The sequence below is a fragment of the Halomicrobium sp. HArcht1-1 genome (genome assembly GCF_058933285.1).
In genome coordinates this window covers 676,675-696,518 of sequence record NZ_JBZYDL010000001.1, presented here as the reverse complement: position 1 = coordinate 696,518, position 19,844 = coordinate 676,675, and the positions used below count along the sequence as shown (strand labels likewise).

Sequence of the window (19,844 nt, the reverse complement as noted above, 5' to 3'; positions counted from 1 at the left end):
TCGGTCGGCGACGCGCGACCGGCTCGGTGTGGGCGATACGGTCGGCCAGAGCGTCGTGCAGCGATTCGCGATCCCGGTGTGGTGACGTGTGGAGGGCAGCCGACAGTATTAGACGCTGGCGATCCCACGTCTCGGTATGTGCGGTCGCTACAGTCTGTTCGCGCCACGCGAGGACATCGAAGCGCGCTTCGGCGCGACCTTCGCCGAAGCGTACGAGCCGCGGTACAACGCCGCGCCCCGTCAGTCCCTCCCGGTGATCACCGCCGACGAGCCCGAGACGATCCAGCGGATGGAGTGGGGGCTGATCCCGTCGTGGGCCGACGACCGAAGCGAGTTCGAGTTCATCAACGCCCGCGCCGAGACGGTCACCGAGAAGCGAAGCTTCGCCGAGGCTTACGAGCGACGCCGGTGTCTGGTGCCCGCGGACGGCTTCTACGAGTGGCGAGAGGAGGGAGCCGAGAAGCAGCCGTATCGGGTCACCAGAGACGACCAGCGCCCCTTCGCGATGGCGGGGCTGTGGGAACGGTGGCGGCCGCCACAGCGACAGGCCGGACTCGGTGAGTTCGGGACCCAGACGGACGGCGCGCACGGCGAGACGACGGCCGTCGAGACGTTCACAATCTTGACGACCGAGCCAAACGAGTTCGTCCGCGAGCTACACCACCGGATGTCCGTGATCCTCGATCCGGGCGAAGAGAAGATCTGGCTCCACGGCGACGACGACGAGCGCCGCGCCCTGCTGGAGCCCTACGACGGCGAACTCGCGGCTCGTCCGGTCTCGACGGCGGTCAACGATCCCAGCAACGACTCACCCGCGGTCCTCGACGCACCCGGCGTGTAGGGTCAATCGAGGGCAGAGACGACCAGTCGTCTCGTGTGTCGGCTGTGCGTCCCGAAGCGTCTCGTGCTCTGGAGTCGTGGCGAACTCGAGACAGTGACTGCCGACAGTCTCACTCGGAGGGGTTGTTTCCGCGATCGAAGCGGTACACCATCTCCCACATCGCGTCCTCTGTGTCCCGGTCCTCCGTGGCTTCTTCGAGCTTGCGGTACAGCTGGTCTGAGACCGTGATCTGTGGCATCAGTTCTTCATAATTGTTCATTGGACATAAATGTGCCTGGACTCGGAACCGAGTTAACCGACACACGAAGCGTGACTTCAACCACCTCAGTACGGAGGGAGACCACTCAGCGTCGCCGCCGTCCAACTACGGGTGCATGACCGCTGCTGGAGACACCGTCGAACGAGTAGCCGCGGCAGAGCGCGTCACCGATCTCGTCGGTGAGACGCCGCTGTTGTGGCTCGACTCGTTTGCGTCGAACCTGTACGGCAAGCTCGAATCGTCGAACCCCTACTCGGTCAAAGACCGCATCGCGCTGGCGATGGTCGAGGCCGCACGCGAGTGCGGTGCGCTGTCGGCGGACGGTACCGTCGTCGAGGCGACCAGCGGGAACACCGGGATCGGGCTGGCAGCGGTCTGTGCGGCCAACGGCTACGACTGCGTGCTGACGATGCCGGCGTCGATGAGCGAGGAGCGTCGTCGGCTGTTGCGAGCCCTCGGTGCCGACCTCGAATTGACCCCTGCCGAGGACGGCATGGGCGGCGCGATCGAACGTGCCGACGAGCTGGCCGAGGCCGACGACGCCGTCCGAGCCCGCCAGTTCGAGAACGAGGCCAACCCCAGCGCACACCGCGAGACGACCGGTCCCGAGATCTGGGACGCCACTGACGGCGGCGTCGACGCCGTCGTCGCCGGGGTCGGCACCGGCGGCACGATCACCGGCGTCTCCGAACATCTCAAAGAGGATCGGGGCAAGACCGCCGTGACCTCGGTGGCCGTCGAACCCGACGCCTCGCGGCTCCTCTCGGCCGACGACCCGGACAGCCACGACATTCAGGGGATCGGCCCCGGCTTCGTCCCCGACGTGTTGCGACGGGACCTGCTCGACGAGGTCCGGACGATCACGTCGGACGACGCCCGCGAGTGGAGCCGGCGACTCGGCCACGAGGAGGGCGTCCTCGTCGGCATCTCCGCCGGTGCGGCCCTCGGCGTCGCCGTCGAGTACGCACGCGAGCACCCCGACGAGACCGTCGTCGTCGTCCTCCCAGACACCGGCGAGCGGTATCTGTCGACCGACCTATTCGAGTAAACCGCCCCGTTAATCCCTCCTTACTCCCGTTAATGCCTAGGTACTGCAATTATGAATTAGTAGCCGACCGTGGATGCTGAGATATGGACACGGAGCGGGCCACGGTCGAGTTGAAGTTCGAGCTGCGCGATCCGGAGCACTTCCTCGTCGCGATGTCGGACGAACTCGACTGTCGCGTCGTCAACGAGGACGTGATACACCGGGACGACGGCGACGTGTTACGATACTACACCGTCGCAGCGACGCCGTCGGAGACGAAACGCTTCGCGCAGTCGTTTCCGGGCGTCAGATCGACCCGGATCGTCCGATCGGACGGCGACACCTGTCTACTGGAGATCGTCGCCGACAGCCAAGACTGCATCCACTGCACGCTGGCGACGGTCCACGCCGTCGTCAAGCGAACTGTCGCCGACGCCGGGACGGGGATGATCGTCGTCGAGGTGCCCCACGACGCCGACCCGAGCACCGTCGTGGACGCGGTCGTCCGACACCACGCGGGGGCGACGCTGCTGTCAAAGTGGCACCGTGACGACGCCGACCTCGTCGCCGTGACGGGAGCGGTCGGAGCGGAACGGTACCTCTCGTCGCTGACCACGAAACAGCGAGACGCCGTCCGTGCGGCCGTCCAGAGTGGCTATCTGGCCTGGCCGCGCCGAAGCTCCGCGAGCGACTGTGCGGCCGCGCTGGGCATCTCACAGCCGACCTTCAGCCAGCACCTCTATCGCGGGCTGGAAGTGCTGTTGCTGGAGGTGTTCGAGGTGCCAGACGACGAACACGACAGTGTGCCCGCGAGCCACTAGCCATTCAGCATAGGCAATAGTTTCACTCCGAGCAATCCCATCCACCAAAATGGCAGCACTACCCGTGCCGATGGGAAGGGCACGACACCGATCAGCTATGCTCAGTATGACATCAGAGGTTCCGAACCACAGTACAGCACGTGAACCACCAGCCACGACCGAAGACATCGTTCGTGCCGTCGCAGACCGGGAAGGGGTCGCCGCGACGGACCTGACGCCACTGTATCACGTCGTGGATCCAGAGGCACTCGATGCGATGGTGACACACACCGAAACCACGGTACGGGTCTCGTTCGACTACGAGGGATACACCGTCACCGTCGAGGACGAAACCGTCACGATCGAAGAGCTCTAACACTCATTCTCGCCGTCCGCGCGACGACCTAGTTCGTCGTCGTGATTTCGACCACGTCCCGGTGATCGAGTAGCGTGTCCGCACCGATCTGGCGGCCGCTGCGAACGTCGTGGGCGTGCAGGAAGCCGTCGCCGATGTCGGTGTGCAGGAAGTACGCGAAGTCCTCGGCGGTCGCGCCGTCTTCCAGCACGAAGCAATCTTGCAGGAAGGTGCCGTCTTCCTGTGGCTTGCGCGCGCCGGGGAAGATCGCGATCGAACCCAGTTCGTCGAACAGCGCCGTCTCGATGGCCTGCTGGACGCCCGTGCCCCCGTACTCGCCGACGAACTCGCTGATCTGCTCCAGTGCGGTCGCTTTCTCCGCGGGCACGTCCTCGACGATCTCGAACTCGCTGTCGCCGGGCAGGTAGTCGAGGACGCCCTGTTCGTCGCCGTTCTTGAGCGCCTTCTCGGCGTGGGCGCTGGTCGGGACGATCGTCAGGTGGTCGTAGTCGGGATCTGCCGTGATTTCCTCGAAGTTCGCCTGGGCCGCGGGCGTGTCCATCTTGTTGGCCGCGATCACCATCGGCTTGGTGCGCTTGCGGATCTCGCGGGCCAGCGCCTCGCGGTCCGCGTCGTCCCAGGTGTCGGGGTCCAGTTCGAGATCCAGCGAGAGGATCACCTGCTTGATCTCGTCTTTGTTGGTCCGGAACGCGTCCATCTGGGTCGCCAGGTCCTCCTCGATGGCCGCCTCCTCGCCGTGGTACCCCGAGCGGTAGCGCTCGATGCCCTTCTCCAGTACGTCGAGGTACCACATGTCCAGTTCGTCTTCGAGGAAGTCGATGTCCTCGCGAGGATCGTGGTCCTCGGTGGGTTCGCCCTCGATGTCGGTCTTGCCCGAGAAGTCGACGACGTGGATCAACACGTCGGCCTCGTTGAGGTCCGAGAGGAACTGGTTGCCCAGTCCCCGCCCCTCGTGGGCACCGGGGACGAGGCCGGCTACGTCGACGAGACGCACGGGGACGAACCGGGTGCCGTCCTCGCAGTAGCCGAGGTTCGGCGTGCAGGTGTGGTCGAACTCGGGGGCAGCACACTCGACGCGAACGTAGGCCTCGCCGACGCTGGGGTCGATCGTCGTGAAGGGATAGGCCCCTTCGGGCACGTCGTTCATCGTCGCCGCGTTGAAGAAGGTGGACTTGCCGACAGAGGGTTTGCCGACGAGTCCGACGTCGAAGCTCATGCACACAGTCACGCCAATCGGCCGTTTAAACGCTGTCAAAGCGAACGGGAGTGGGGGTGAGTCGCACACGCGAGCGCGCACTGGCGTCCCGTCGCTCGGTGAGCTACACCCTCGCCTCGTAGACGTTGACCGTCCGCTCGATGCCGTCGAACTCGACGGTCCGCTGACCCACGCGGTCGAAGTGCTTCTCGTAGAAGGCGTTGCCGACCTCGTTGGCCACCAGCACCTCGTCGCGGATCGTCGTCGTCTCGATGTCGGCGAGGTGCTGGCGGCCCCGTTCGAGAAGCGCCGTTCCGACGCCGTCTCCCCAGTAATCCGGGTGGACGTAGATGTCGAGGTCGCCGACACCGATCGCCTCGGTCATGCCACAGCTGGCGTAGCCGACGACCGCGTCCTCGACCGTCGCCACGAACAGCCCGACCTCGTCGAGGGCGATCAGCTCCGTGAGCACGTCCCGTGCGTACCCCTCGTCGACCATCTCGTCGATGCGCGCCTCGTCGAACACGTCCCGGTAGGTCGCGTGCCAGGCGGCGTGTGCGACCCGCCGAATCGCTGCCACGTCGTCTTCTGTCGCCGGCCGGACCGTGACATTTGGTGGCATGAGTGACGGTACGAACGAGATCCCCATAGCGTTACCCCTGCCGTCGCCACCGGTCAGTGTCAAAGGTGATACTCCCGCCGGTAGGGCTAAGTCGAGGGCTCACAGATTGGGGGTATCCGACGTATGGTTCACAGTCGACAGCACACGTTCCCGGCGATGCAGGCACGCACAGGGAGGCGGTCCCGATGAGTCTCGTTCGCAAGTTCACCGTCGTCGTCGTGACGCTGTTGCTGGCCTCGACACTCGTCACGGGCAATCTGCTGGCGGCGGCCCACCTGACCGTCCTCGATCCGGGGTTCACCCAGACGGCTATCGAGGAGGAAGGCGGCTATCAGCTCGTCGAGAACGCGACGATAGCGACGGCGAGCAGTCAGGTCTCTGCCGGCGTCGCCGAGGGAGTCGACACCGAGGCGCTGCTTCGTGAGAGCATCGATCGGTCGTATCTGGCCAACCAGACCGAGCGCAACGTCGCGGCGACGTACGCGTATCTCCACGGCAACAGCGAGACGCTGAACCTCACCGTCGACACGGCACCGCTCAAGAGCGAACTGTCGACGGCGGTCGAGGAACAGGTGCGCAACGCGACCGTCCCGGAACTGCTCGCACAGTCCGAGACGGAGCTTGACGGCCCCGTCGACGAGTCGACCGTCGAGCAGATGACCGCAAACGAGAGCGGATACGCGGCCGCGAAGGCCGACTTCCGCGACGACGTCCGCCAGCGGGTCCTCGACGAGGCCGTCGAGCGGGCCTGGCAAAACACCAGCAACGACGAGAAGCTGGCGCTGGTGATCCCCAACTACGACCCGCGAGAGTACACCGAAGAAGAGAAAGAGCAACTCGTCGCTGACAACGAGACGGAGATCAGAGCGGCGCTGCGAGAGCGCGTCGAGAACGAGCGCGGCGACGAGATCGACCAAGAGGTCGACACGCAGCTCACCGCGATCAACGAATCGGTCGCACCGAGCGACGCCGACAGCGACGGGATCGACGCGGTGACGACCGACATGCGGGCGACGTTCGCCGAGGCGCTGACGACGGACATGAGCTACCAGACGTTCCAGTCCGAGATCGACGACCACAAGGCCGCGGCGGCGGCCGCCGTCGGTGACCAGACGGAAGCCCAGCTCGACGAGCAACTGCCCGACACGCTGGATCTGACCGAGGACATGGACCCCGCGACGCGACAGAGCCTCGAAGACGCCCGGACCGCGGTCACCTGGCTGGATCGGCTGGTGTTCGTCCTCCCGCTGGTCGGGCTGGCACTCGTGGGCCTGCTGTACTACGCGACCCGCTCGGTCCAGACCGTCGCGGGTTCGCTCGGTTTCTCGCTCGTGATCGCCGGGCTCCCGATCTACCTCGCGCTGGGGCCGCTGCAGTCGTTCGTCGAACGGAGCGTCACACAGCAGATCGCGGGCGGCGACGCGTCGGCAGCGCCGATGATCGAGCTGTTCCTGGGGATCGTCGGCCAACTGTTCGGTCGCGTCGGCACCGTCTCACTGGCGTTCGCACTCGCCGGTGGCGTCGTGGTGGCGGTGTGGCTCCTGTTCAGGTACGACGTGATCGGCGGAGGCGAGGAGCGCACGGCGGCCGAGGCGGCCGCGGCCGCCGACGCCGAGGCGATGGCCCAGACGGAGTCCGAGAGCTCGGAGCCGGCCGAGGCCGAGGAGACGACGGCGACCGGAGAGACAGACGAAGCGTCCGCAGCGACAGACGAGTAACGGTCAGAGCTCGGTCGCGGCCTCTCTGTGGGCGGCCATCTCACTGACGACTTTCTCGCGGAGAACGTCGATGACCGCCGGGTTCGTTCCTTCGGGGACGATGAGGTCCGCGTTCTCCTTGGTCGGCTCGACGAACTGCTCGTGCATCGGCTTGACCGTCGACAGGTACTGCTCGACGACGCCGTCGACGGTGCGGCCGCGCTCGGTCACGTCCCGCTGGAGGCGACGGAGCACGCGAACGTCGGCGTCGGTCTGGACGTAGAGCGCGAGATCGAGCTGTGCGACGATCCGGTCGTGGTACAGCGCGAAGATCCCCTCCAGCACGACGATCGGCCCCGGATCGACCGTCCTGGCGGTCGGCGCGCGAGCGTGTCTCTCGAAATCGTACTGGGGCACCGTCACCGTCTCGCCGCGCGCGAGGGCCTCGACGTCCGCGACGAGGCGGTCCCAGTCGATGGCGTCCGGGTGGTCGAAGTTGCGGTCCTCGCGTTCCGCGAGCGAGAGCTCGGAGAGGTCCTCGTAGTAGTCGTCCAGCGAGATGATCGTTATCTCCGGATCGACCGCCTGCGAGAGATCCCTCGCGATCGTCGACTTGCCCGCGCCGGACCCCCCGGCGATACCGAGCACGAATGCATCAGCCATCCAGACGGCATCTCTGTCGTATCGGTACGAAAGATTTCCTATCTCGACTGATACTGCCGGCTGTAACTTCGTGACGAGCTTCGCCATTCCGGGGTGGCGAAATCGTTCACAGATGTACAGCCGGCAGTATGAAACGGGTCAGTCGCTTGTGATGGGCATCAGGCGACCCAGACGGGACTGAAAGCGACAACGAGCCCTTCCAGGTCGAGGTCCTACTGGTCGATCCGCTCGCGTGCTCCGGCGACCAGCAGCGGCAGCGTGATCGTCGCGTCGGCGTACACCGAGGCGTTGCGGGCGGCCTTCTCCAGTTTCCCCCAGGAGCGGGCTTCGTCCAGCGTCGCGCCGGAGAGGCCGCCGGTGTTTGGCTGGTCCATCGTCAGCTGGACCGCGTAGTCGTAGGCGTCGGGCGAGACCAGCATCGTCTGGAGGACGTAGTTCTTCGGGACGCCGCCGCCGACGACCAGCGCGCCGGCCTCGTCAGCCTCGTAGGCCAGGTCGGTGATCGCGGTCATGTCGCCAAGCGCGTCCAGGGTGAACGGCGAGGTCTGTGAGTACATCCACGACTGGAGCCCCAGCACGGAGTCCTGAACGGCCGGACAGTGGATCGGCACGTCGTGCTCGTAGGCGGCGGCGGCGATACCGGCCCCCTCGTCGATGCCCTCGGATTCGTTGACCGCGGCGTTGGCCCGTCCCAGCTCCTCGGTGAGGCGCTGGATGGAGACGCCGCCGTCGTCACACTCCTCGGCGAGGACCGGGAAGACCTCGTCGCGGAGGTGGGACTCGAACAGCGCGAAGTGTTCCTGCGGGAGGTAGACGTTGTAGATGCGGTCGACGCCTTCATCGCGCAGCGTCTCGTCGTGCTCGCGCTCGGTCTTGTCCTCGGCGTGGACCTGCCCATGATGGTGTTTGCCGCCGATAGCCTCGATCGTGTCGTGGGTGAGGTTCGCGCCGGTGGTCACCAGCGCGTCGACGTGGCCGTCCCGGATCAGGTCGGCGACGATCCGGCGCATCCCCGTGGGGACCATCGCGCCCGCGAGGCCGACGAACGTCGTCACGTCGTCGTCACACATCGCGGCGAAGATGTCGACGGCCTCGTGGAGGTCCGCCGCGCCGATCCCCGCCGCGCCGTACTGTTCGACCAGTTCGCCGACAGTCATGCCGCCCCGGACCTCGGTGTGGTCGATCGGATCGTGACTGAAGGTCTCGCGCTCGTCGTCGCTCATTGTCGGTACTCGACGGCCCCGCGCTTTCAACGCCCCGGTTCGCGCCGAAAGCCCATGGGGCCAGGACCCGTAGCGGGGGCATATGGACACGGTCGACGCCGAGAGACGGTTGCCCGAACGGACGCGCGAACGGCTCAGAAACCGCGTGACAAGCACGGGCGAACGGGACGAACTCGAAGTGACTGCGCCCTACACCGGCGAGCGGGTTGGGGCGGTGCCGCTGTGTACGGCCGAGGACGTGCAGACTGCCATCGAGCGCGCCCGAGCGGCGGGAGCGGCGTGGGTCGAGCGGCCGGTCGAACAGCGGGCGGCGATCCTCCAGTCCGTCGCCGACGAGATGCTCGACGACCGGGCCGGCCTGCTCGACACCGTCCAACTGGAGACCGGGAAAGCCCGCTTCGACGCCCTCGAAGAACTGCTCGACGTGGTCCTCAACGCCGACTACTACGCGCGAAAGGGGCCGGGCTATCTGGCCGCAGACGAGCGAACGGGCGGACTCCCGCTGGTGACGACGGCGACGGAGTATCACGATCCGGTCGGCGTGGTGGGGCTGATCGAGCCCTGGAACTACCCCCTGACACTCGCCATCTCGGACATGCTCCCAGCGTTGCTCGCGGGCAACGGCGTCGTGCTGAAGCCCGCCGAGGCGACGCCGTTTACCGCGCTGCGGGCCGTCGAACTGCTGGATCGGGCCGGCGTCCCGACCGATCTCGTCCAGGTCGTGACCGGGCGCGGCGAGACGCTGGGCGAGCCGCTCATCGAGGGGATCGACCACCTCACGTTCACCGGCTCGACGGCGACCGGGCGGATCGTCGCCGGGCTGGCCGGCCAACAGCTCGTCGACGCGTCCCTGGAGCTGGGCGGCAAGAACCCGGCGGTCGTGTTAGAGGACGCCGACATCGCGGACGCCGCGCGTGGGATCGCGCGCGGAGCCTTCGCAAACGCCGGCCAGCTGTGTATCTCCTTCGAGCGCGTCTTCGTCGATCAGCGGATCTACGACGACTTCCGCGACGCGCTGGTCCGAGCGACCGAACGGCTCGACGTTGGTGCGAGCTTCGACTTCGAGCCGGACGTGGGGTCACTGATCGCACAGCACCAGCTGGAGACCGTCCAGGCCCACGTGGCCGACGCCCGCGAGCGCGGTGCGACCGTCGAGACGGGCGGCCAGCGCCGCGAGGACGTGGGGCCGCTGTGTTACGAGCCGACGGTGCTGACGGGGCTGCCCGCAGACGCCGACGCCGCCCGTGAGGAGACCTTCGGGCCGGTACTGTCGGTGACGCCGGTCGCCGGCAGCGAGGAGGCGATCGCGCGCGCCAACGACACCGACTACGGACTCCACGCCAGCGTCTGGACAGCCGACACCGAGCGCGGGCGAGGAGTCGCCCGCCAGATCGAGGCCGGCTCGGTCTCGATCAACGACGGCTACCTCGGAATGTGGGCCTCGACGGACGCGCCGATGGGCGGCGTCGGCGACTCCGGGATCGGTCGCCGGCACGGCCGCCAGGGGATCGAGAAGTACACAGAGACACAGACGGTCACGACCCAGCGCGGGCCGCCGCTGGCTCCCGTCGACGGCGTCCCCAAACGCTGGATCGGGCGGGCGGCGCAGGCCGGCGTCGAGGTCCTGCGCTGGTGGCGTCGCCACCGGCCGGGAGGACCGTAGTGCAGTTTCTCACCGGCTTCCCCGGCTTCCTGGGGTCGGCGCTGGTCGAGCGGCTGCTACAGCGTGGCGACGAACAGATCACCTGTCTGGTCCAGCCGGCCTACCGGGAGGAAGCCCTGCGACGGCGGCGATCGCTGACCGAGGCCGCCGGAGTCGAGGCCGGACGAGTCCGACTCGTCGAGGGCGACATCACCGAACCCGACCTCGGGCTCGACGACCCCGCGTCGCTGCGAGCGGCGACGCGGACGGTGTATCACCTGGCCGCGGTGTACGACCTCGGCGTCGAACGGGCGCTGGCCGAGCGGGTCAACGTCGACGGGACCGAGCACGTGCTCGACTTCGCCGAACGGGCCGGCGTCGACCGCTTGCACTACGTCAGCACCTGCTACGTCAGCGGCCGCCACGACGGCACGTTCACCCACGCGGACCTCGACGTGGGCCAGTCGTTCAACAACCACTACGAGGCGACGAAGTTCGCCGCCGAGGTCGCCGTCCAGGAGCGCATGGCCGCGGGCCTCCCGGCGACGATCTACCGCCCCGCGATCGCCGTCGGCGACAGCCAGACCGGCGCGACCCAGAAGTACGACGGCCCCTACTACCTCCTCGCGGTGCTCCGTCGCCAGCCACTTCTCGCCGTCGCGCCCGCACCCGCGGCACCGACGACCATGAACGTCGTGCCGCGGGACTTCGTCGTCGACGCCATCGCTGCACTGTCCGCGCGGGCTGACACCGTCGGCGAGGTGTACCAGCTGTGCAACCCTTACCCGCCGACGGTCGCCGGCATCCTGCGCGCGTTCGGGCGAGCGACCAGACAGATCGTCGTCCCGCTGCGCGGGACCGCGGGACTCTCGACGGCGTTGCTGGAGCGACTCCCGGCCGTCGCCGAGCGATACGGCCTCGAACCGGCAGCGATGCCGTATCTCACGCACCCGACGACCTACACCGACACGAACGCCCGTCGAGCGCTGTCGGGGACGGGCGTGGCCTGCCCGCTGTTCGAGAGCTACGCCGACAGGCTGGTCGCCTACGCCCGCGAACACCCGGGGATCGACGACAGTGCGATGGTGTGAACGACTGTCGTCGTCCGAGAACTGCTGTTTCGTCGGCTTTCGCCCACAAGCGAGTGGAACCCACAGAAACTGGGCGCGATCGTGGACGACCCGTCGCCGATGTGCGCGAAAGGCGACGTATGGAAAGCAAACGTCCAGCAGAACCGAGACAAAGAAAACGAAATGCAAGCCTTTATCCCCGTGACTGGCATTTCGTTAATTGCAATGGCAAACGGTACTGTCGATTTCTTCAACGACACAGGCGGTTACGGTTTCATCGAGACAGAGGATGCGGACGACGACGTTTTCTTCCACATGGAAGACGTGGGCGGCCCGGACCTCGAAGAAGGCACAGACGTCGATTTCGACATCGAACAGGCCGACAAAGGCCCCCGCGCGACGAACGTCGTCCGCAACTAACGTTTCGGAGCTGCCGTCGGTGCTGACCACGCCGCTTCGCGGCGTGTGAGGCCAGACCGGTCGCGGGTCTCCCGCCGGCCGGCGACGGCGCTTCTCTTCCAGACCGCCATCGCGGCGCGACGGACAACGTTTTCACCGATCTCACCGACCAGAGCGACGCCACTGTCGTCGCCGAAATAGACAACTGTCCGTCTCAAGCACCTGCTTCGGTCTCGACGGGCTCGGCAGTCTCGGTCGGCGACGGCGCTTCCGTCATCGTGGTCTCTCCCGATTCAGTCTCAGTCGCGGTATCGCCGGGCGTCTCGGTCGCGTTGTCGACCGGCGGCGGCGTGATCGTCGCCGTCGGCGTCTCGGTGTCCGGCAGATCCACGTCGACGGTCGCGTCCTCCGTGCGGACCACCTGGAACGGTTCGCTCTCACCGTCGACGGTCCCGATCGCCAGCGCGGAGTGGGCGCTGCCGTTGTTCAGTGCGATCTCGGTCGTCGCCACGATCGGTCCGTCGTTGTCCGCGGTCGCCTCGCGAACGTCGACGGTGTAGTTCCCGGCCGGGACGGTGACGTAGTCCGACGCCTCGCCGTAGGAGACGTTCTCCGCGAGAACCGTCGTCTCGTTGCCCGTGCCGACGGTCACGTCGACGGCCGGCGCGTCGGGCGAGAGGTGGAGGACGCTGACCGCCGACTCACCGGCTGCCGGCTCGTAGGCGTTGTCGTCGTAGCGGATCGGCGAGAAGGGAACGCTCGCGTCGTCGCTCACCTCGCCGGCCGCGGCGACGGTCGTGACCGACCGGGGGTCGAGCGCCACCGTGTCGTCGAAGACGACGGTTCCCGTGTCGTTGGTAGCGATCGTGACGTTGTACGTTCCCGCCGACAGCGTCAGGTAGTCACCGACCTCGCCGAAGGAGAGATTCTGGACGACGGTCTCGTCGTCGACAGCGACGTCGACGGCCGGTGCGTCGGGAGCAGCGTGGGCGACGCGGAGATACGACGTGTCCTGTGTCGCTGGCTCGGCGGCGTCGTCGGCCAGCTGTGTCGCGACGACACCGCCGGCCGTCAGGAGACTGCCGGCCACCAGTAGCGACGCGATCAGCGCACCGATCGTCCGTGCGTTTCGTGACATACACTCGCGTCGTCGAGCCAGCACCGTTTTGTTATAAATCGCCATCCGGTGGGGCCGTCGCCCGCCGTCGGCCCCGGCGAGCAGTAATCCCACGTTGTCCACTGGCATCCGAGGATAACGCGACCGTATCCCGGCACGTCGTCCAGCCGCCGGCCGCTGAAAGCAGGGGTTATCCGCCCGACGACGGCCGCTCGGGGCGACGACGGAACCCATATACGTCCCAGTCGCGAGACCTAGGTATGAACTACGATGCAGCTCTCGACCGGGCGTTCGACGCGCTCCCCGACCAGCCGCGGGACGCGGGTGAACGCCTGTCGGTTCCGGACCCCGAAGGACAGACAGACGGCGCGTTCACACGACTGACAAATCTCCAGGCCATCGCGGCCGCGCTCTCGCGAGAGGCAAAGCACGTCCACCGGACGATCCAGCGCGAGTTCGGGACCAACGGCCAGTTCGACGGCAACGAAGCCCGCTACAACGGTGACTTCGCCGTCAGCGACTTCGAGGCCGCTATCGACGCTTACATCGCCGAGTACGTCACCTGCTCGGAGTGTGGCCTGCCCGACACCCGACTCACCACCGAGGACGGCGTCGACATGCTCCGCTGTGAGGCCTGCGGTGCCTTCCGCCCGGTCACCAAGGAGTCGACCAAGAACACCCAGACCGACCGGCCGACCCTCGAAGAGGGCGAGACCTACGAGGTCAAGATCACCGGCACCGGCCGCGAGGGCGACGGCGTCGCCGAGAAGGGCAAGTACACGATCTTCGTCCCCGGTGCACAGGAAGGCGACGAAGTGGAGATCTACATCGAGAACATCAGCGGGACGCTGGCCTTCTCGCGACTCGCGTAGGACTGCGACAGTTTCACTCACAGCCGACCATACGACACACACCGCGAGTACAGCCGACCCACCGCAACGATTTTGCCCGCCCACGCCGTTCCCCACAGCGATGCGATTCGGCGTCGACGAGGCCGGAAAGGGACCGGTGCTGGGATCGATGTTCGCCGCGGCAGTCCGCTGTGACCCCGGCGACCTCCCCGACGGCGTCGGCGACTCGAAGGGGATTCCCGACGGGCGACGGGAGCGACTGGCCGAAGCGATCCAGTCGGTCGCGACGGTCGGGGTCGCCGAGATCCCACCGGCCCGGATCGACGATCCCGAGACGGATATGAACACGCTGACCGTCGCCGCCCACGCTGAGGCGCTCTCGGCGGTCGCGAGCGACGATCTCTCGGGGCTAGTCGACGCCGGAGACACGGACGCCGAGCGGTTCGGCCGGCGGGTGGCCGACCGGGTCGACGCCGAAATCGACCTGGGGGCCGCACACGGGGCCGACGAGACCGACCCGCTCGTCGGGGCGGCCAGTATCGTCGCCAAGTCCGCCCGCGAGGCCCACGTCGCGGCGCTGGCCGACGAGTTCGGAGCCGTCGGGAGCGGCTACCCGAGCGATCCGACGACACGCGAGTTTCTGGAGCGCTACGTCGACGAGCACGGCGACCTGCCCGACTGCGCGCGGACCTCGTGGTCGACCTGCGACGACGTGCTGGCCGCCGCGGAACAGTCGTCGCTGGCGTCGTTCTGAAGGCGCAGCCATCGACGATTCGCGCGGCCTTGCAGCGAGAAGTTCGAGCCGAAAAGCGTGGTCGTGTTACTCGCTTCGCTCTTCCTCGTCCAGCACCAGCCGGCGGAGGATGTCACCGTAGGCCGGCCGCGTGATCAGGACGCCGATGAGGACGCCGACGATGGTGATGATGGCGAACCCGGTGAGGTCACCGAGGCCCAGCACCGTCAGCGGGCTCATGGCGATGATCGTCGTCGCGGCGGCGGCTCCGATCACCCAGAACGCCTTGCGGAAGCGGTTCTGGAACACCCGTCCCGTCGCGACGCCCTCGCGCTGGAGGATCTCGTCGGCGATGATGATCAGGTCGTCCACCCCCGTCCCGATCACCGCGATGAACCCGGCGATGTGTGACAGGTCCAGCGGGAACTGGATGACCGAAACGAACCCGAGCAGGAGTAACACCTCGGAGAGTGCGGTGACGATCATCGGGACCGCCACGCGGGGATCGCCGTAGCGCAGGTAGACGGCGATCGACACCGCGAGGACGGCGATGATACCCGTGATCAGCGAGTTCGTCTTGAACTGGTCTGCCAGTGCCGGCTCCAGCGAGGTGGTCTGTGCGTTCTGGAAGTCAAGCGGCGCGGGCAGTGGCTGGCCCGCCTTCAGGCTGAGCTCGATGTTGCGCGCTTCCTCGCGGGTGTTGGTCTCGATGACGAAGGTCGGATCGTTCGCAAAGCTCCCGTCGGCAAAGAGCCCGACCAGCCCCGGCGAGATGCCCTTGGCGGTGACGACCTCGTTGTTCAGCGACGCGATCAGACACTTGCCCGAGCTCTGGTTCGGGTTCTCGGCGTTGTACCCGCATCTGATCGCCCCGCGTGCGGTGTTTGGCTCGTCGAGTCCGGTCGCCCGAACCCCTTCGAGGAACTGGTCGACCGCGTCGTCCCGAATCGTGACGCTGACCTGGTACCCCTGTCCTCCGTCGACCTTGCGGGCGTTTCCGATGCCGTCGATGTCCTCTCGGCTGACGATCTGCTGGCGGACGAACGTTCCGTTGTCGGCGGCGTAGCCACCGTACACGCGGACGATCCCGCGGCTGGCGACGATCGAGCGGAGCTCGTTGATGTCACGGCCCGGTGCCTCGATGACGACGAAGTTCTGTCCGGTCGCCGACTGGGCCGACTGGACGCTCCCGCCGCTGAGCGCGGACTGGGAGAGCTTCTCGTCGATGACCTCGACCATCTCGTCGCGGGTCGCTCGGGTCACGCCGTCGCGAACGTCGCTCTCGGACACGTCGTAGCCCTGTTCTTGCAGGGCGGCGGCGAGTTCGGCCTGCGTGACGTTCTCGGAGTACACCTCGACGGTGCCGTCGGCGTTTGGCTCGTTGGGCGCTCGCGCGTTCACGTCGACGGGATCGACGCCGAGTTGCGAGACGAGTTCGTCCTCGATGGCGATCGTCTCGTTGGTCTCGTCACCCGCGCCGACGGGCTGGATGCCGACGTTCTCGGCGGTCGTCCCGACGATCGGTGCCCGGATTCGCGAACCGCCGTCGAGTTGAATCCCGTACTGGAGGTTCGTGATCCCCTCGGCGGAGGCGTTCGCGCCGTCGGGCTGGGCCGTCGCGTTGTCGCCGGTGGCGACCGTCGCGCCGGGCACCAGTAGCGTCACGGTACTCCCGAGGGCGAGCACGACAAGCAGGATGATCCGCCAGTTGTCGCGGAGCCCGCTCATCGGTTCACTCCCTCGAACTTGTACCAGCGAAGCAAGGAGAGGTTCAACATGTAGGTGTTCATCAGGTCGGCCGCCAGCCCGATCACCAGCACAGTCCCGATCGAGGCCATCAGCTTGATGTTGAAGAAGGAGGCGACCACTGCCATCACTGCCATCGCCGACAGCGACGTGATCGTCATCGTCACACCGGTCTCCATCGCGCGGTGGACGCTCTCGTAGAACGACCCCGAGCGACGCAGGATGTGGTTGTTCAGCAGGATGTCCGAGTCGACGCTGTAACCGATCAGCATGAGGAGCGCGGCGACGGTCCCCAGCGACAGCTCGATCCCGAAGACGTTCATCGCCGCCAGCGGGATCACGATGTCGGAGAACGCCGAGACGACGACCGCGATACTCGGGACGAACGAGCGAAAGAGCGCGAAGACGATCGCACTCATCCCGGCGAAAGCGATCAACACGCCGACGACCGCCGTCGTCTGGTTGTCACCGCCGAAGGTCGCAGAGGTCGAGGAACTCGACAGGAGCTGCATGTCGGCACTCTGGGCCTGATCCCGCAGCGACTGCGTGTCGAACGACTGGAACCGGACGATGTACTGATTCTCGTTCGGTCCGACGGTCTCGGCCTCCGCGTTCTCGGCGGCCTGCTGGACCGAGATCGGTTCGGTGTCGAACTGGTCGTCGATCTCTGCCTTGGACATCGACGTGACGACTGTCAGCTCGGAACCACCTGTGAAGTCGATCCCCGGCGAGACGGGCGCACCGGGCGACGCGACTGATCCGGACACGAACAGGGACCACCCGACCAAAATCAGTATCGCGAGGGCGAGTACCGCCAGCGGCACGGCCGCCAGCTGGCGGTTCGTGTACTGGTCGTAGTCGACCTCCGGTACCTCGAACGCGTTCATGGGCGTGGGTGTGCGAGCCCCCCGAATAAGCCTTCTTATCTCGCGACACACGGACACGACGACAGCGTCGCCGCGGCCGAGAGTCAGTGCAGTCCCCGCCGTCAAGTGTCTCGGCCGGAGCGATCGACGGCTCCGATCAGTTCGGCAGGTACCGGACCGAGACGACGCCGTCGCCGACGCGTACGCTGACCCGATCGACGCCGAGTCGGGCGGCCCGTTCCCTGGTCGCCTCGTCGTCGAGCACGTCGTCGGCGGCTGCCTCGGCGTCGGGAACCGTCAGGACGTGGACCTCGCCCTCGCCGGCACGTTCGCGTTTGGTGATCTCGCCGTCGGCCTGCTCGGCGGCGATGTCGCGGGCGAGGGTCGTCGGCGATTCCGGACTCCGCTCGACCGGGATCTCCCACTGGCGCTCGATGTCGACGATCTGGTAGGCGACTTCGAGCGGTGGCTCCGGTTCGACGGTGGCCTCGATCACCTCGTCGGCGGCGAGGCCGGGGTTCTCCGAGAGCGTGACGACCTGCTGGTCGACCACGTCGCGCAGCGTCGCCGTCTCGTCGTCGGCAGCGGTCACGAGGAACGTGCTCGATTTCATGCCTCTCCGTAGCGGTCGAGTGCTTTTGCCCGTCACGGTTCCGGCCGGTCACCAGCGGCGCGCGACCACCAGCATCGCCACCCCGACGAGCAGCGGCGGGGCGATACCGGCGGGTCGCGGCAGGGCGTACAGTGTCGCGACGACCGACGAGAGGAGTGGGTTCGACGGGAGCGTCTGCTGTGCCGCCGGGGCGGAGATCAGCGCCCCGAGATACAGCGACCCGAGAAAGCCGTAGCCCAGCCCCGCCAGGACGGCCGCGAACCGTCGGTCGGCACGGCCCCGTCTGAGCCGGCGGGCGACGAACAGCACCGGCGCGATCAGCGGCGCGACCACGAGCATCCCCACGAAGACGAAAAACGCCCGGACGAAGCTGAACTGACCGCCGCCCCCGCCGATCGTCTCGGCGATCAGGACGACGAGCGCGAGCGTAAACAACAGCCCAGTCGCCAGTGCGGCCAGTCCGCCGACGACGACGTAGGTGCGAAACAGCACGGAATCACTGGACCGGAAGGCGTAGGGAAAGGCCCCAAAGAGGCCGTCGTAGCTGTCGTCCGCCTCCTCGGTGGCTGCGCTGTCGTCGCCGTCCTCGGACGGTACACCGGTCCCGACGGCGTCGCCGGTCGCCCCGCTGGCTCCCGGTTCGGCGGCGTCTTCGGCCATGGCCGAGCGTACGGTTCGCCCGTGGTTAAACGCCGTGTTTCGAGGGGACGGCACCGCCCACCGAGAGTGCGAAGCCAAGAGAACGGACTTTTTACCCGGTCCGGGCGAGGCGAGCGTATGAACGTCGACATCGGAAACGCACTGGCAGCGGTCGCCGAACCCGGCCTCTCTCGGGACGAACTGGCGACACTCGACGACCGCGTCGCACGGGCTCACGACCGAATCGAGCGCGGACGGGCCGACGACGAGTTCGGCTACGCCGCCCTGAACCTGCCGGCGACGACCGACGCCGAAGCGATCCGCGACGCCGTCGCGCCGGTTTCGGACGCAGAGACGGTCGTGACGGTCGGTATCGGTGGCAGCGCGCTCGGTGCGCGGACGATCACGAGCGCACTGGCAGCTGACGGCGGGACGAGCCACGTCGTGCTCGACAACGTCGATCCGGACCACGTCACCCGCGTCCTCTCGGATCTGTCGCTTTCCGAGACGGCGATCAACGTCGTCTCGAAGTCCGGCACCACGGCCGAGACGCTGTCGAACTTCCTCGTCGTCCGCGAGGCGATGATCGAGGCCGGGGTCGACTGGACCGAGCGGACGGTCGTCACGACCGGCGACGAGGGGCCGCTGGCGGCGCTGGCCGACGAGCACGACCTCCCGACGCTGGCGGTGCCCGACGGCGTGCCGGGCCGCTTCGCGGCGCTGTCGTCGGTCGGGCTGGTGCCGGCCGCGATCCTGGGCTGTGACATCGAGGGCCTGCTCGACGGGGCGGCGGCCGCCGCCGAGACGCTCGACTCGTCGCTGTTCGACTGTCCCGCCTACGCCTACGGTGCGGTCGCGTACGGCCTCGAAGAGCGCGGCGCGACGATCAACGCCGTCGTCCCCTACGCCGAGCGACTGGAGCCGTTCGCCGAGTGGTTCGCCCAGCTGTGGGCCGAGAGTCTCGGCAAGGACGGCCGGGGCCAGACGCCGGCCCGCGCACTGGGCGCGACCGATCAACACTCCCAGCTGCAGCTGTACCGGGCGGGCCGCCGGGACAAGCTCGTGACGCTGCTCCGCCCCCGCGAGCGGCCGTCGCTTGACGTGCCGGCCGCGGCGGCCGACGCGCTCGCCCACCTCGAAGGGACCGACCTCGGAGAACTGCTGGACACGGAACTGCGCGCGACCGAGGCCAGTCTCGCCGAAGCCGGCCAGCCCAACGTCCGCGTCGAACTCGACCGCCTCGATTCGCGGGGACTGGGCGAACTCCTCTACGCGATGGAGGCCGCCTGTATCCTCGTGGGCGAACTGGCCGGCGTCGAGACGTTCACCCAGCCCGCCGTCGAGTGGGGCAAGCAGGCCGCCAGAGACGTCCTCGAAGGCGACGAGACCGAGAAGACCGCCGCCATCGAGGACAAGCACGAACTGATCGTCGACGGCGAGGACGGACGGTAGCGTATTTACGGCC

General features: G+C 67.3%; 21 protein-coding genes. 11 read left to right on the top strand and 10 right to left on the bottom strand.

Going from position 1 to position 19,844, the window contains the following annotated elements:
* Positions 1-136 precede the first annotated feature (136 nt).
* Positions 137-841 carry an SOS response-associated peptidase gene (locus AC5FRZ_RS03765; RefSeq protein WP_170093474.1) on the top strand — a complete coding sequence of 235 codons (705 nt, stop codon included), beginning with the start codon at positions 137-139 and terminating at the stop codon, positions 839-841.
* Between the two features lie 109 nt (positions 842-950).
* On the opposite strand, the gene AC5FRZ_RS03760 is transcribed toward AC5FRZ_RS03765, so the two are convergent.
* Positions 951-1,079 (bottom strand): DUF8556 family small protein, encoded by a 129-nt coding sequence (locus AC5FRZ_RS03760; RefSeq protein ID WP_018257158.1) that lies wholly within the window; start codon positions 1,077-1,079, stop codon positions 951-953.
* Between the two features lie 136 nt (positions 1,080-1,215).
* Between AC5FRZ_RS03760 and cysK the strand changes: the two genes are divergently transcribed.
* The 3 genes from cysK (at position 1,216) to AC5FRZ_RS03745 (ending at position 3,303) form a co-directional block, all read left to right on the top strand.
* On the top strand, positions 1,216-2,148 hold the full coding sequence (cysK, locus tag AC5FRZ_RS03755) for a cysteine synthase A (RefSeq protein ID WP_153552473.1): 933 nt from the start codon (positions 1,216-1,218) through the stop codon (positions 2,146-2,148).
* A gap of 83 nt (positions 2,149-2,231) precedes the next feature.
* Entirely contained in the window at positions 2,232-2,948 is a 717-nt protein-coding gene (locus tag AC5FRZ_RS03750) for a bacterio-opsin activator domain-containing protein (RefSeq protein ID WP_170093473.1), read from the top strand.
* 106 nt (positions 2,949-3,054) lie between these two features.
* Complete coding sequence (locus tag AC5FRZ_RS03745) at positions 3,055-3,303, top strand: HalOD1 output domain-containing protein (protein WP_372479624.1); 249 nt, start codon at positions 3,055-3,057, stop codon at positions 3,301-3,303.
* Between the two features lie 28 nt (positions 3,304-3,331).
* Here AC5FRZ_RS03745 and AC5FRZ_RS03740 read toward each other — a convergent pair whose 3' ends face one another.
* Positions 3,332-4,519 carry a redox-regulated ATPase YchF gene (locus AC5FRZ_RS03740; protein ID WP_493563896.1) on the bottom strand — a complete coding sequence of 396 codons (1,188 nt, stop codon included), beginning with the start codon at positions 4,517-4,519 and terminating at the stop codon, positions 3,332-3,334.
* 103 nt (positions 4,520-4,622) lie between these two features.
* Positions 4,623-5,120 carry a GNAT family N-acetyltransferase gene (locus AC5FRZ_RS03735; protein WP_372479626.1) on the bottom strand — a complete coding sequence of 166 codons (498 nt, stop codon included), beginning with the start codon at positions 5,118-5,120 and terminating at the stop codon, positions 4,623-4,625.
* Between the two features lie 185 nt (positions 5,121-5,305).
* On the opposite strand from AC5FRZ_RS03735, the gene AC5FRZ_RS03730 reads away from it, so the two are divergent.
* Complete coding sequence (locus tag AC5FRZ_RS03730) at positions 5,306-6,838, top strand: hypothetical protein (protein WP_493563895.1); 1,533 nt, start codon at positions 5,306-5,308, stop codon at positions 6,836-6,838.
* Between the two features lie 3 nt (positions 6,839-6,841).
* Here the strand turns inward: AC5FRZ_RS03730 and udk are convergent, their stop codons facing one another.
* Together udk and AC5FRZ_RS03720 are read right to left on the bottom strand one after the other, a co-directional pair.
* Positions 6,842-7,480, bottom strand: a complete 639-nt coding sequence (gene udk, locus AC5FRZ_RS03725; protein WP_493563894.1) for a uridine kinase — start codon at positions 7,478-7,480, stop codon at positions 6,842-6,844.
* A gap of 212 nt (positions 7,481-7,692) precedes the next feature.
* Positions 7,693-8,703 carry a deoxyhypusine synthase gene (locus tag AC5FRZ_RS03720; RefSeq protein WP_493563893.1) on the bottom strand — a complete coding sequence of 337 codons (1,011 nt, stop codon included), beginning with the start codon at positions 8,701-8,703 and terminating at the stop codon, positions 7,693-7,695.
* 82 nt (positions 8,704-8,785) lie between these two features.
* On the opposite strand from AC5FRZ_RS03720, the gene AC5FRZ_RS03715 reads away from it, so the two are divergent.
* The 3 genes from AC5FRZ_RS03715 (at position 8,786) to AC5FRZ_RS03705 (ending at position 11,835) form a co-directional block, all read left to right on the top strand.
* The gene (locus tag AC5FRZ_RS03715; RefSeq protein ID WP_493563892.1) at positions 8,786-10,366 is read left to right on the top strand and encodes a succinic semialdehyde dehydrogenase; all 1,581 of its coding nucleotides are present in this window, start codon (positions 8,786-8,788) and stop codon (positions 10,364-10,366) included.
* The gene (locus tag AC5FRZ_RS03710; RefSeq protein WP_493563891.1) at positions 10,366-11,436 is read left to right on the top strand and encodes an SDR family oxidoreductase; all 1,071 of its coding nucleotides are present in this window, start codon (positions 10,366-10,368) and stop codon (positions 11,434-11,436) included. Before AC5FRZ_RS03715 ends, AC5FRZ_RS03710 begins: the two co-directional genes overlap by 1 nt.
* 204 nt (positions 11,437-11,640) lie before the next feature.
* Positions 11,641-11,835 carry a cold-shock protein gene (locus tag AC5FRZ_RS03705; RefSeq protein WP_015762293.1) on the top strand — a complete coding sequence of 65 codons (195 nt, stop codon included), beginning with the start codon at positions 11,641-11,643 and terminating at the stop codon, positions 11,833-11,835.
* A 193-nt stretch (positions 11,836-12,028) separates the two neighbouring features.
* On the opposite strand, the gene AC5FRZ_RS03700 is transcribed toward AC5FRZ_RS03705, so the two are convergent.
* Positions 12,029-12,952 carry a DUF4397 domain-containing protein gene (locus AC5FRZ_RS03700; protein WP_493563890.1) on the bottom strand — a complete coding sequence of 308 codons (924 nt, stop codon included), beginning with the start codon at positions 12,950-12,952 and terminating at the stop codon, positions 12,029-12,031.
* Positions 12,953-13,191: 239 nt separating this feature from the next.
* On the opposite strand from AC5FRZ_RS03700, the gene AC5FRZ_RS03695 reads away from it, so the two are divergent.
* Together AC5FRZ_RS03695 and rnhB are read left to right on the top strand one after the other, a co-directional pair.
* Positions 13,192-13,803: a translation initiation factor IF-2 subunit beta gene (locus tag AC5FRZ_RS03695; RefSeq protein ID WP_493563889.1), complete on the top strand. Its 612-nt coding sequence runs from the start codon at positions 13,192-13,194 to the stop codon at positions 13,801-13,803.
* 100 nt (positions 13,804-13,903) lie between these two features.
* Positions 13,904-14,536: a ribonuclease HII gene (rnhB, locus tag AC5FRZ_RS03690; protein ID WP_493563888.1), complete on the top strand. Its 633-nt coding sequence runs from the start codon at positions 13,904-13,906 to the stop codon at positions 14,534-14,536.
* A 66-nt stretch (positions 14,537-14,602) separates the two neighbouring features.
* Here the strand turns inward: rnhB and AC5FRZ_RS03685 are convergent, their stop codons facing one another.
* The 4 genes from AC5FRZ_RS03685 to AC5FRZ_RS03670 all read right to left on the bottom strand — a co-directional run bounded on the left by AC5FRZ_RS03685 (position 14,603) and on the right by AC5FRZ_RS03670 (position 18,400).
* Positions 14,603-16,243, bottom strand: a complete 1,641-nt coding sequence (locus tag AC5FRZ_RS03685) for a preprotein translocase subunit SecD (protein ID WP_493563887.1) — start codon at positions 16,241-16,243, stop codon at positions 14,603-14,605.
* Positions 16,240-17,148: a protein translocase subunit SecF gene (gene secF, locus AC5FRZ_RS03680; protein ID WP_493563886.1), complete on the bottom strand. Its 909-nt coding sequence runs from the start codon at positions 17,146-17,148 to the stop codon at positions 16,240-16,242. Before secF ends, AC5FRZ_RS03685 begins: the two co-directional genes overlap by 4 nt.
* 136 nt (positions 17,149-17,284) lie before the next feature.
* Positions 17,285-17,740, bottom strand: a complete 456-nt coding sequence (locus AC5FRZ_RS03675; RefSeq protein ID WP_170093459.1) for a DUF5812 family protein — start codon at positions 17,738-17,740, stop codon at positions 17,285-17,287.
* A 48-nt stretch (positions 17,741-17,788) separates the two neighbouring features.
* Positions 17,789-18,400: a DUF8056 family protein gene (locus AC5FRZ_RS03670; protein ID WP_493563885.1), complete on the bottom strand. Its 612-nt coding sequence runs from the start codon at positions 18,398-18,400 to the stop codon at positions 17,789-17,791.
* A 117-nt stretch (positions 18,401-18,517) separates the two neighbouring features.
* Here AC5FRZ_RS03670 and AC5FRZ_RS03665 point away from each other — a divergent pair, with 117 nt between their 5' ends.
* Positions 18,518-19,831 carry a phosphoglucose isomerase-related protein gene (locus AC5FRZ_RS03665; protein ID WP_493563884.1) on the top strand — a complete coding sequence of 438 codons (1,314 nt, stop codon included), beginning with the start codon at positions 18,518-18,520 and terminating at the stop codon, positions 19,829-19,831.
* The last annotated feature ends 13 nt before the right edge of the window (positions 19,832-19,844 follow it).